This is a genomic window from Aeromicrobium marinum DSM 15272 (genome assembly GCF_000160775.2).
GTDB lineage: Bacteria > Actinomycetota > Actinomycetes > Propionibacteriales > Nocardioidaceae > Aeromicrobium > Aeromicrobium marinum.
Genome location: NZ_CM001024.1, coordinates 859705 through 870392 on the forward strand (window position 1 = coordinate 859705; position 10688 = coordinate 870392).

Sequence of the window (10688 nt, forward strand, 5' to 3'; positions counted from 1 at the left end):
GCGAGCGGGTCCGGTCGGCGCCGATCCGCCAGTGGGCGAGAATGGCGACATGCGTACGCGTGTCGCCATTCTCGGGTCCACCGGGTCCATCGGGACCCAGGCGATCGAGGTGGTCTCCGAGCACCGTGACCGGTTCTGTGTCACGGCGCTGGCCGCCGGGGGATCGGACCCGGGACTGCTGGCCCGGCAGGCGATCGACCTCGACGTCCCGCTGGTGGCGGTGGCCCGGGCCAGCGCCGTCCAGGACGTCCAGCTGGCGCTGTACGCCGAGGCGCAACGTCGGGGCTGGTCGGAGGGCGACCACCGGATCCCGCGGATCCTCGCCGGCCCGGACGCGGCCACCCGGGTCGCGGCAGAGCCGGCCGACGTCGTGCTCAACGGCATGACCGGCGCGGTCGGACTGCTGCCGACACTCGCCGCGCTGGAGTCCGGCGCGACCCTGGCGCTCGCCAACAAGGAGTCGCTCATCATCGGGGGCGAGCTGGTCACCTCCGCCGCCGGGCCGGGTCAGCTGGTCCCGGTCGACTCCGAGCACTCCGCGCTCGCCCAGGCCCTGCGGGGGGAGCGGATCGAGGACGTCGCCCGACTCGTCGTGACCGCCAGCGGCGGTCCGTTCCGGGGTCGCAGCCGCGCAGACCTGGCCGACGTCACCCCGGAGCAGGCCAGCGCCCACCCGACGTGGGACATGGGCCCGGTCATCACGATCAACTCCGCCACCCTCGTGAACAAGGGCCTGGAGGTGATCGAGGCCCATCTGCTGTTCGGCATCGGCTACGACCGCATCGACGTGGTGGTGCACCCCGGTTCGGTGGTGCACTCGATGGTGGAGTTCGTCGACGGGTCCACCATCGCCCAGGCCTCGCCGCCCGACATGAGACTGCCGATCGCCCTGGGTCTGGCCTGGCCGGAGCGCCTGCCGGGGGTGGCGCGGCCGTGCACGTGGGACACGGCGGCGACGTGGGAGTTCGCCCCGCTCGACGAGCAGGTGTTCCCGGCCGTGGCCGTGGCCCGCCGTGCCGGCGCGTTCGGCCGCACCGCACCGGCGGTGTACAACGCGGCCAACGAGGTCTGTGTCGACGCCTTCGTGGCCGGTGATTTGGACTTCCTCGGCATCGTGGACACCGTGGCCGCTGTCGTGGACGAGCACCTGGCGGATCGCGATGCCGCCACCGCCGAGCTGACGCTCGACGGCGTGCTCGAGGCCGATGCCTGGGCGCGCCGCCGCGTCACCACCCACCTGGAGTCCCGATGAACGCCGTGATCTACACCCTGGGGGTGCTGGTCTTCATCGTCGGCGTCGTCGTCTCGATCGCCCTGCACGAGTGCGGCCACATGGTCCCGGCGCGTCGGTTCGGGGTCAAGGTGACCCAGTTCTTCGTCGGCTTCGGACGCACGGTGTGGTCGACGCGTCGCGGTGAGACCGAGTACGGCTTCAAGGCCGTCCCGCTCGGCGGCTACGTCAAGCTCGTCGGGATGCTGCCACCGGCGAAGGACACCGATCCTCACCTGGTCCGGCAGAGCAACACCGGCCTGTTCACGCAGCTGGTGTCCGACGCCCGCGCCGCCGAGTACGAGCTGGTGGCCGACGAGGACATGGACCGGTTGTTCTACCGCCTGCCGTGGTGGAAGAAGGTCATCGTGATGGCGGGCGGGCCGCTGGTCAACGTGGCGATCGCGGCGGTGCTGTTCGCGGTGGTGCTGATCGGGTTCGGCGCACAGGTGCCGACCACCACGGTCCAGTCGGTGTCGGACTGCGCCATCAGCGACGCCGAGGCCGGCCGGGCGTGCACCGACGCCGACCCGCCGACCCCGGCCCGGGAGGCCGGTCTGCTCCCCGGCGACGTCATCACCTCGTTCAACGGCGACCCCGTCGACGGGTGGGAGGAGCTCACCCGCTCGATCCGGGCGAACGGCGACCGGGCCGCCGCGATCGGCTTCGATCGCGGGGGCGCCCCGCAGACCGTCACGGTGCAGACCTCGGTGATCGAGCGCATCGCCGTCGACGACCCCGACCGCGTCGAGGACGTCGGCTTCCTCGGGGTCTCCCCGACCTTCGCCAACGAGCGACAGGGTCCGCTGGTCGTCGGCGAGGTCATGTGGGAGACCAGCCAGGCCACCGTCGAGGCGATCCTGCGGCTCCCCGAGCGGATGGTCGGGGTGGTGAAGGCCGCCGTAGGCGGCGAGCGGGAGAACGACGGCCCGATCAGTGTGGTGGGAGCCAGCCGGGTCGCCGGTGAGCTGGTCACGCTCGACGAGCCCACGTGGGCCGAGCGCGCCCAGCGGCTGCTGAGCCTCCTGGCCAGCCTCAACCTGTTCCTCGCGCTGTTCAACTTCGTCCCCCTGCTGCCGCTCGACGGAGGACACATCGCCGGGGCGCTGTGGGAGGGGATCCGCAACGCGTGGGCGCGTCTGCGCGGCCGGCCGGAGCCGGGCCCGGTCGACGTGGCCCGCATGCTGCCGGTCGCCTATGCGGTGGGCCTTACCCTGATCGTGATGAGCGTGATCCTGATCTACGCCGACATCGTGAACCCGATCAGCATCACGTGACCCCGACGAACGGAGCCGTGTTCGCATGAGCGAGCGCCAGCGAGTGACCAAGGAGATCGGCATGCACGCACGTCCGCACTCTTGCTTCTCGACGGAGGGACCCGCATGAGCATCGACCTGGGCATGCCGGCCCCGCCCGTCCCCGTCCTCGCGCCACGGCGGCCGACCCGCAAGATCAAGGTCGGCACGGTCGACGTCGGGGGTGACGCACCGATCTCGGTCCAGTCGATGACGACGACCCTGACCTCCGACGTCAACTCGACCCTGCAGCAGATCGCCGAGCTGACCGCGGCCGGTTGCGACATCGTGCGGGTCGCGTGTCCCAGCCAGGACGACGCCGACGCGCTGCCCGACATCGCGCGCAAGAGCCAGATCCCGGTCATCGCCGACATCCACTTCCAGCCCAAGTACGTCTACGCCGCGATCGACGCCGGCTGCGCGGCCGTGCGCGTCAACCCCGGCAACATCCGTCAGTTCGACGACCAGGTGGGCGCCATCGCCAAGGCGGCGAAGGACGCGGGCGTGTCGATCCGGATCGGCGTCAACGCCGGTTCGCTCGACAAGCGGTTGATGGAGAAGTACGGCCGCGCCACGCCGGAGGCGCTGGTCGAGTCGGCCGTCTGGGAGGCCTCGCTGTTCGAGGAGCACGACTTCCACGACTTCAAGATCTCGGTGAAGCACAACGACCCGGTGATCATGGTGCAGGCGTACGAGATGCTCTCCGAGCGGGGCGACTGGCCCCTGCACCTCGGCGTCACCGAGGCCGGTCCGGCCTTCCAGGGCACGATCAAGAGCGCCACGGCCTTCGGTGCCCTGCTCAGCCGGGGCATCGGTGACACCATCCGGGTCTCGCTGTCGGCGCCCCCGGTCGAGGAGGTCAAGGTCGGCCTGCAGATCCTGCAGTCGCTCAACCTGCGCGAGCGCAAGCTCGAGATCGTGTCGTGTCCGTCGTGCGGGCGCGCCCAGGTCGACGTGTACACGCTCGCCGAGCAGGTCACGGCCGGGCTGGAGGGCCTCGAGGTGCCGTTGCGGGTCGCGGTCATGGGGTGCGTCGTCAACGGCCCGGGCGAGGCCCGCGAGGCCGACCTCGGGGTCGCGTCCGGCAACGGCAAGGGCCAGATCTTCGTCAAGGGCGAGGTCATCAAGACCGTGCCGGAGTCCAAGATCGTCGAGACCCTCATCGAGGAGGCCCTGCGGATCGCCGAGGGCATGGAGGCGGTCGACGGCGGCGGCGCCGAGGTCACCGTCTCCTGATCGAGTAGGTCAGGCCCGGATCACGACCACCGGGCAGTGGGCGTGCCGCACGCACTGCTCACTGACCGAGCCGAGCACCAGGCCGCGGAAGCCGCCCAGGCCGCGGGGCCCGACGACCAGCAGATCCGCATCCCCGGAGGCCTCGATCAGGGCGGGCGCGGCCGGTCCGTGGACGGTCTCGAGGTCGACGTCGACGGTCGGGTGCTCAGCCCTCGTGGCGGCGGTGTCGGACTCCAGCCGGGTGAGCACGGCCGCAGCGAAGTCGTCCAGCGGCGGCACGTACCCGGCCTCCGCGGAGTCGGGGCGCGGAGCGGTGGTGATCGACCAGGCACGCAGGACCCGCACCCGGCCGGACGTGCGGGCGGCCTGGACGAGCGCCCAGCGCAGCGCCTCGTCGGCGAAGGTGGAGCCGTCGTGGCCGACGAGGATCAACGGGTCGGAGGACATGGTCGGAGCCTACGCGGCACCGGGTCGACCGTGCCGCCGCGATCCGGTGTCTCGCTAGGCTGTCACCGTGGGTCCGCGGAGCGACCCCGGTCTGGAGGGGACGTGCTCGACACCCGCACCGGCGTCCGGGCGCTCTCGCCGGCAGACCTCCCGGCGTTCCGTGAGCTGCTCGCCCGGGACCCGCTGACCAACGTCTTCCTGCAGTACCGCGCCGACACGACCCGCCTGGAGCCGCGATGGATGGGCGGCCAGATGCTCGGCCGGTTCACCGACGGAGTGCTCACCTCGGTGTGCCACTGCGGGGCGAACGTGGTGCCGGGCGAGGCCGACCGGACGGCCGCCGAGGCCTTCGCCGACCGTCTCGTCCGCAGCGGCGTCCGCCCGTCGTCGATCGCAGGACCCCGTGACGCGGTGCTCACCATGTGGGAACGGCTCGGGCCCGTGTGGGGTCCGGCCCGGTCGCCCCGGCTCGCGCAGCCGTTCCTGGTCATCGACCACGAGAGCCCCCTGACGCCCGATCCGCGGGTGCGGCGGGTCGTGATGGACGAGCTCGACGTCCTGTACCCCGCGTGCGTCCAGATGTTCGCCGAGGAGGTGGGTGTCGACCCGGAGGCCAGCCACGGCCACATGTACCGGGCGCGGGTGGCCCAGCTGGTCACCCAGGGGTGGGCGTTCGCGATCATCGAGGACGACGAGGTGCTGTTCAAGGCCGAGGTCGGGGCCGCCTCGACCGCGGCGTGCCAGCTGCAGGGGGTCTGGGTCCGGCCGGACCTGCGGGGCACGGGCGTCGCCGCAGGCGCCCTCGCGTCGGTCGTGCGGCTCGTCCGCCGCGACATCGCCGCGGCGGTCACCCTGTACGTCAACGACCACAACCTCCCGGCCCGGCGGACCTACGCCAGGGCCGGGTTCCGCGACCACGGCACGTTCGCGTCGATCCTGCTCTGACGCCGTGGCCGGTGCTGGCTAGGGTGGCGCCATGAGCGAGCGCCGGCAAGTGAACAGAGGTCCGCAATGACGCGTGAGGTGAAGGTGCTCGCGGGCATCCTGGGAGCGGCGGGCGTGCTGCACTTCGTCAAGCCCGGACCGTACGAGCAGATCGTGCCCAAGCCGCTGCCCTACAAGCGCGAGCTGGTCTACGCCTCCGGTGTCGTCGAGGTCGCGTCGGCAGCGATGCTGATGCGGCCCGCCACCCGCCCGCTGGGTGGTCGCCTCGCGACCCTCCTGCTGGTCGCGGTGTTCCCCGCCAATGTCCAGATGACGATCTCGGCGATGCAGAGCTCGAAGGCGCCGTGGTGGTTCACGGCCGGGACCGTGCTGCGGCTGCCGCTGCAGCTGCCGCTCATCCGGATCGCCGCGAGGGCCGCACGCAGCAAGGGCTGACGCGGCGTCGATAGGGTCGGGTCATGCGCATGTCCCGGTTGTTCCTCCGCACGCTCCGTGACGACCCCGCCGACGCGGAGGTGCCCAGCCACCGGTTGCTCGTGCGCGCCGGCTACGTGCGCCGGGTGGCTCCCGGCATCTACTCGTGGTTGCCGCTCGGGCTGAAGGTCCTGGCCCGGGTGGAGGCGATCGTCCGCGAGGAGATGGAGGCGATCGGCGCGCAGGAGGTCCGCTTCCCGGCCCTGCTGCCGCGTGAGCCGTACGAGGCGAGCAACCGGTGGACCGAGTACGGCCCGAACCTGTTCCGTCTCACCGACCGCAAGGGCGCGGACCTGCTCCTGGGGCCGACCCACGAGGAGCTGTTCACCCTGCTGGTCAAGGACCTGTACGGCTCGTACAAGGACCTGCCGCTGTCGATCTACCAGATCCAGACCAAGTACCGCGACGAGGCGCGCCCGCGGGCGGGCATCCTGCGCGGCCGCGAGTTCATCATGAAGGACTCCTACAGCTTCGACGTCGACGACGCGGGCCTGGAGGCGTCGTACCAGGCGCACCGCGCCGCGTACGTCCGGATCTTCGACCGGCTGGGCTTCGAGTACGTCGTCGTCCACGCCGACTCCGGTGCCATGGGTGGCTCCGCGAGCGAGGAGTTCCTCGCCGTGTCGGACACCGGCGAGGACACCTTCGTCCGGTCGCCGGGGGGCTACGCCGCGAACGTCGAGGCGGTCACCACGGTGGCACCGGACCCGGTGCCGTTCGACGGCCTGCCGGCGGCGCACGCCGAGCAGACGCCCGACACCCCCACGATCGACACCCTGGTGGCGCACCTGCAGGAACGCTTCCCGCGCGACGACCGGGCCTGGACGGCGGCCGACACCCTCAAGAACGTGCTCGTGATGCTCCGCCACCCCGACGGCAGCCGCTCGCCGCTCGCGGTCGGCGTCCCCGGTGACCGGGAGGTCGACCCCAAGCGGCTGGAGACCCAGGTGTCGCCGGCGGAGGTCGAGCCGTTCGGCGAGGCCGACTTCGCCGCTCACCCCGATCTCGTCAAGGGCTACATCGGGCCGGCGGTCCTCGGGGAGGACGGCCCGACCGGCATCCGCTACCTCGTCGACCCGCGCGTCGTCGACGGCACCCGCTGGGTCACCGGTGCGAACGTCGCCGGGTCCCACGTGATCGACCTGGTCGCCGGTCGCGACTTCACCGCCGACGGCACGATCGAGGCTGCAGAGGTCCGCGCGGGAGACCCGGCGCCGGACGGGTCGGGCCCGCTGGAGCTGGCCCGCGGGATCGAGATGGGACACATCTTCCAGCTCGGTCGCAAGTACGCCGAGGTGCTGGACCTGAAGGTGCTGGACGAGAACGGCAAGCTCGTCACGGTCACGATGGGGTCCTACGGCGTCGGAGTCTCGCGCGCCGTGGCCGCGGTCGTGGAGTCCTCGCACGACGACCTCGGCATCGTCTGGCCCCGTGCCCTCGCGCCGTACGACGTCCACCTGATCGCGGCGGGCAAGGACGAGGCGGTCCACCTCGGCGCGGCCCGCCTCTACGACGAGCTGCGCGCGGCCGGTCTGGACGTGCTGTTCGACGACAGGCCCGGGAAAATCTCGCTGGGGGTCAAGTTCAAGGACGCCGAGCTGCTCGGCATGCCCACGATCGTGGTCGTCGGCAAGGGCTTCGCGGACGGCGTGGTGGAGGTCAAGGACCGCGCCACGGGTGACCGCAGCGACGTGCCGGTGGACGATCTGGTCGAGCTGCTCAGCGCGTCAGTCCGGGAAGGGCGACCACTGCCGCCCCCCACGTGAGGCGCGCCCGCGCAGCGACCACCACCTGGGCGAGCGACGTCCGCCGGGCGTCGCCGTCCGCGCGGGTCGCCAGCTCGAGCCAGACCGCGGCGATGCGGTGCTCGAGGTCCTGGGCCCGCGCCGCCGCGTCGACGGGGTCGGCCACGACGGCCGGGCCGTACGACACCTGAGGGCCGGTCGCTCGGTCGCCGATCTCGGCCACCAGCTCGTCGCGCCGCGCACGATGGGCTCGGAACGATGCCTCGGCCCGCTCCCGCAGGTCGGGGAAGCGGCCCGCGATCTGGCTGTGCAGCCACACCGCCTCGTGCTCGAGGCCCAAGGCGGTCATGAGGTCCGGTGCCGGCGTGTCGGTGCTCATGCTGCGGCCTCGGCGGCCAGCACCGACAGACCGGCGGAGACCGACAGCAAGGTGCGGACGAGGGCGGGGGACACCGCTGCGACTGCCTGGTCGGCGCGCCGGACCGCGGCCGCCGTCAGCTCGGTGGCGACGTCGAGCGGCTGACCGCCGGTCCCGGCGCTGCCGACCGGCACGCCGCCCAGCGCTCTGAGCTGGTCGTCGAGAGCGCGCCGGACGGGTTCGGGGGAGCCTCCGGCGAGGATGAGCAGCTGTTGGTGCTCGGCCCGGGCGTCGGCCAGGATCCGTTCGTCGCCGGCGTCGGGCAGTGCGACCGGATCGACCCCGACCCGGCCGGCGAGATCACCGGCGACACCGGTGGTCACGAGGCCGGCGGCGCCGCCGACGGCGACCACCGTGGCGAGCCCACCCAGGACGAAGGTGCGGCGGGAGGTCACGGTGGCAGGCTAGCCGACCACGATTGGGTAGGGTGGCGACGACACCAGCCCCAGGTGGCGACAACTTCACACGGCGCCCGAGCTGGACCCACCGACGACCGGGAGGCGCCATGGACGAACGATTCACCGCTCTCGTGCGGTCGTGCGTCGAGCCCGAGGGGCTCGAGCTCGACGACCTCACGATCAGCGCGGCGGGCCGCAAGCGGGTGCTCCGTGTCGCCCTGGACTCCGACGACGGTGTCGGCATCGACCAGATCACCGCCGTCACCCGTGCGCTCAACGCCGTGCTCGACGACGACCCGGCGGCGGTGGCCGCCCTCGGCGGCACGCCGTACACCCTCGAGGTCACATCGCGCGGGGTCTCGAGCCCCCTCACCAGCCCCCGCCACTGGCGGCGCAACCACGGTCGTCTCGTCAAGGTCGAGCTGACCGACGGCGCCGTGGAGACCGGCCGGATCACCAGCAGCACCGACACCCACGCCACCCTCGCCCAGCAGGAGCGCCGTGGCGCACCGACGGACATCCGAGAGATCGCCTATCCCGAGGTGGCCCGTGCACTCGTGCAGGTCGAGCTGAACAGGAAGGACGCGTGACATGGACATCGACATGAACGCCCTGCGGGCCCTGGAGCGCGAGAAGGACCTGTCCTTCGACGTCGTCGTGGAGGCCATCGAGCAGGCGCTGCTCTCGGCCTACCACAAGACGCCCGACGCCCACGGCCACGCGCGGGTCGAGCTCGACCGCAAGAACGGCCACGTGGTGGTGTGGGCGGCCGAGCGGCTGCCCGTCGAGCCGACCGAGGAGCAGCCACACCCTCCTGCCGCCTGGTCCGAGGAGTTCGACGACACCCCGGAGGACTTCGGACGCTTCGCGGCGGCCATCGCCCGCCAGGTCATCATGCAGCGTCTCCGTGAGGCCGAGGACGAGCAGAAGTACGGCGAGTTCTCCGGACGGGTCGGCGACATCGTGTCCGGCGTGATCCAGCAGGGCCGTTCGCCGGGCGACGTCATGATCGACCTCGGCCGGGTCGAGGCGATCCTGCCCTCGGCCGAGCGGGTGGCCGAGGAGAAGTACGCCCACGGCGAGCGCATCAAGGCCTACGTGTACGAGGTCGAGAAGGGGCTGCGCGGTCCGCGCGTCAAGGTCTCGCGGACCCATCCGAACCTGGTCCGCCTGCTCTTCGCGCTGGAGGTGCCGGAGATCGCCGACCACTCGGTCGAGATCGTGGCCGTGGCCCGTGAGGCCGGTCACCGCACCAAGATCGCGGTGCGGGCGCGGGTCCCCGGGGTCAACGCGAAGGGCGCCTGCATCGGGCCTCTGGGGGCGCGGGTGCGCAACGTCATGCACGAGCTGCACGGCGAGAAGATCGACATCGTCGACCACAGTGACGACCCCGCCGAGTTCATCGGCTACGCCCTGTCGCCGTCCCGGGTGACCAGCGTCACGGTCGTCGACGAGGCGACCCGGTCGGCCCGGGTCGTGGTGCCGGACTTCCAGCTGTCGTTGGCGATCGGCAAGGAGGGCCAGAACGCCCGCCTGGCGGCCAAGCTCACCGGATGGCGCATCGACATCCGCTCCGACACCGGTGACTGAGGCGTCGGGGTCGGACGGGCCACGGTCGTCCGAGGCCGTTGCACGGGGTAGACTGCCGGTGGTCGTTCGCACGTGCGTCGGATGTCGGCAGCGCGCGGAGGCCACCTCGTTGGTGCGAGTCGTCGCCGAGCAGGGGACCCAGCAGTGGGTCGCCGTCCCGGATCCCCGTCGCTCGCTGCCGGGACGAGGGGCGCACCTGCACCCCGAGGCCCGGTGCCTGGACCTCGCGGTCCGGCGCAAGGCGCTGGGTCGGGCCCTCCGGGTGGAGGGACCGCTCGACCTCGGGCGCCTCACCGCCTGGATCGCCGGACAGGCCGGCAGCACGGGGAGCAGCACCAGTCAGAACAGCACGAACCAGCACAGATGACCGCCGGAACGCACCTGCGTTCCCGACACGAATCGGAGCACTCGCTCATGGGAACTCGATGAGTACTTCGCAATGAGCCTGCACGTCAACTAGCGGTTCGCCCCCTTCCGGGAGTGGACCCCCTGAAGGAGAACAGTGGCTGTCAGAGTCCACGAGCTCGCCCGCGAGCTCGGCGTCGAGAGCAAGACCATCCTGTCCACGTTGAAGGACATGGGGGAGTACGTGAAGTCCGCGTCCTCCACCGTCGAGGCACCCGTGGTGCGTCGCCTCAAGGAGGAGCACGGGGACGCGTTGCGTGCCCAGGGTGAGAAGAAGGCGGCCAAGAAGGCCCCCGCGAAGTCGGCGGCGGCGAAGCCCGAGCCGGCAGCCCCGGCGGCGGAGGCCCAGGCCGTCGACGCCCCCGCCCCCGAGACCACGGCTGCGCCGGAGACCGGTGCGACCGCACCCAAGCCCGGCCCGCGGGTCGACAAGCCTGCCGCCGAGCCCGAACCGGCTGCTCCGGC

Annotated in this window: 13 protein-coding genes; 10 read left to right on the forward strand and 3 right to left on the reverse strand. The window is 71.9% G+C overall.

Going from position 1 to position 10688, the window contains the following annotated elements; genetic code table 11:
* Nucleotides 1–49: 49 nt before the first annotated feature.
* The 3 genes from dxr to ispG all read left to right on the forward strand — a co-directional run bounded on the left by dxr (nucleotide 50) and on the right by ispG (nucleotide 3801).
* Nucleotides 50–1252 (forward strand): 1-deoxy-D-xylulose-5-phosphate reductoisomerase, encoded by a 1203-nt coding sequence (gene dxr, locus HMPREF0063_RS04535; RefSeq protein WP_040320095.1) that lies wholly within the window; start codon nucleotides 50–52, stop codon nucleotides 1250–1252.
* Nucleotides 1249–2547, forward strand: a complete 1299-nt coding sequence (locus tag HMPREF0063_RS04540; RefSeq protein WP_007077477.1) for a M50 family metallopeptidase — start codon at nucleotides 1249–1251, stop codon at nucleotides 2545–2547. The genes dxr and HMPREF0063_RS04540 overlap by 4 nt, the downstream gene beginning before the upstream one ends.
* A gap of 105 nt (nucleotides 2548–2652) precedes the next feature.
* Nucleotides 2653–3801, forward strand: coding sequence for a flavodoxin-dependent (E)-4-hydroxy-3-methylbut-2-enyl-diphosphate synthase (gene ispG / locus HMPREF0063_RS04545; RefSeq protein WP_007077478.1), 1149 nt, complete (start codon nucleotides 2653–2655; stop codon nucleotides 3799–3801).
* A gap of 9 nt (nucleotides 3802–3810) precedes the next feature.
* Here ispG and HMPREF0063_RS04550 read toward each other — a convergent pair whose 3' ends face one another.
* Nucleotides 3811–4248 carry a universal stress protein gene (locus tag HMPREF0063_RS04550; protein WP_007077479.1) on the reverse strand — a complete coding sequence of 146 codons (438 nt, stop codon included), beginning with the start codon at nucleotides 4246–4248 and terminating at the stop codon, nucleotides 3811–3813.
* Nucleotides 4249–4350: 102 nt separating this feature from the next.
* On the opposite strand from HMPREF0063_RS04550, the gene HMPREF0063_RS04555 reads away from it, so the two are divergent.
* From HMPREF0063_RS04555 to HMPREF0063_RS04565, 3 genes are all read left to right on the forward strand, one after another.
* A complete protein-coding gene (locus HMPREF0063_RS04555; protein ID WP_007077480.1) occupies nucleotides 4351–5193 on the forward strand; it encodes a GNAT family N-acetyltransferase in 843 nt (280 codons plus the stop codon).
* Nucleotides 5194–5259: 66 nt separating this feature from the next.
* Nucleotides 5260–5628: a DoxX family protein gene (locus HMPREF0063_RS04560; RefSeq protein WP_007077481.1), complete on the forward strand. Its 369-nt coding sequence runs from the start codon at nucleotides 5260–5262 to the stop codon at nucleotides 5626–5628.
* A gap of 29 nt (nucleotides 5629–5657) precedes the next feature.
* Nucleotides 5658–7433: a proline--tRNA ligase gene (locus tag HMPREF0063_RS04565; protein WP_156794181.1), complete on the forward strand. Its 1776-nt coding sequence runs from the start codon at nucleotides 5658–5660 to the stop codon at nucleotides 7431–7433.
* Here HMPREF0063_RS04565 and HMPREF0063_RS15655 read toward each other — a convergent pair.
* Nucleotides 7387–7791, reverse strand: a complete 405-nt coding sequence (locus HMPREF0063_RS15655; RefSeq protein ID WP_007077483.1) for a DUF4439 domain-containing protein — start codon at nucleotides 7789–7791, stop codon at nucleotides 7387–7389. The genes HMPREF0063_RS04565 and HMPREF0063_RS15655 overlap by 47 nt on opposite strands.
* The gene (locus HMPREF0063_RS04575) at nucleotides 7788–8225 is read right to left on the reverse strand and encodes a hypothetical protein (protein WP_040320096.1); all 438 of its coding nucleotides are present in this window, start codon (nucleotides 8223–8225) and stop codon (nucleotides 7788–7790) included. The genes HMPREF0063_RS15655 and HMPREF0063_RS04575 overlap by 4 nt, the downstream gene beginning before the upstream one ends.
* A gap of 110 nt (nucleotides 8226–8335) precedes the next feature.
* On the opposite strand from HMPREF0063_RS04575, the gene rimP reads away from it, so the two are divergent.
* From rimP to HMPREF0063_RS17070, 4 genes are all read left to right on the forward strand, one after another.
* Nucleotides 8336–8818, forward strand: a complete 483-nt coding sequence (rimP, locus tag HMPREF0063_RS04580) for a ribosome maturation factor RimP (protein WP_007077484.1) — start codon at nucleotides 8336–8338, stop codon at nucleotides 8816–8818.
* A gap of 1 nt (nucleotide 8819) precedes the next feature.
* Nucleotides 8820–9818: a transcription termination factor NusA gene (nusA, locus tag HMPREF0063_RS04585; protein WP_007077485.1), complete on the forward strand. Its 999-nt coding sequence runs from the start codon at nucleotides 8820–8822 to the stop codon at nucleotides 9816–9818.
* 58 nt (nucleotides 9819–9876) lie between these two features.
* The gene (locus HMPREF0063_RS04590; RefSeq protein ID WP_007077486.1) at nucleotides 9877–10185 is read left to right on the forward strand and encodes a YlxR family protein; all 309 of its coding nucleotides are present in this window, start codon (nucleotides 9877–9879) and stop codon (nucleotides 10183–10185) included.
* 135 nt (nucleotides 10186–10320) lie between these two features.
* Nucleotides 10321–10688 (forward strand): translation initiation factor IF-2 N-terminal domain-containing protein (locus tag HMPREF0063_RS17070; RefSeq protein ID WP_007077487.1); only part of this gene is annotated, 368 nt, incomplete at its 3' end.

Bases quoted from the DNA above. Each gene is read 5' to 3' on its own strand.
- dxr (WP_040320095.1), top strand. From the start codon at position 50: ATGCGTACGCGTGTCGCCATTCTCGGGTCCACCGGGTCCATCGGGACC.
- HMPREF0063_RS04540 (WP_007077477.1), top strand. From the start codon at position 1,249: ATGAACGCCGTGATCTACACCCTGGGGGTGCTGGTCTTCATCGTCGGC.
- ispG (WP_007077478.1), top strand. From the start codon at position 2,653: ATGAGCATCGACCTGGGCATGCCGGCCCCGCCCGTCCCCGTCCTCGCG.
- HMPREF0063_RS04550 (WP_007077479.1), bottom strand. From the start codon at position 4,248: ATGTCCTCCGACCCGTTGATCCTCGTCGGCCACGACGGCTCCACCTTC.
- HMPREF0063_RS04560 (WP_007077481.1), top strand. From the start codon at position 5,260: ATGACGCGTGAGGTGAAGGTGCTCGCGGGCATCCTGGGAGCGGCGGGC.
- HMPREF0063_RS04565 (WP_156794181.1), top strand. From the start codon at position 5,658: ATGTCCCGGTTGTTCCTCCGCACGCTCCGTGACGACCCCGCCGACGCG.
- HMPREF0063_RS15655 (WP_007077483.1), bottom strand. From the start codon at position 7,791: ATGAGCACCGACACGCCGGCACCGGACCTCATGACCGCCTTGGGCCTC.
- rimP (WP_007077484.1), top strand. From the start codon at position 8,336: ATGGACGAACGATTCACCGCTCTCGTGCGGTCGTGCGTCGAGCCCGAG.
- nusA (WP_007077485.1), top strand. From the start codon at position 8,820: ATGGACATCGACATGAACGCCCTGCGGGCCCTGGAGCGCGAGAAGGAC.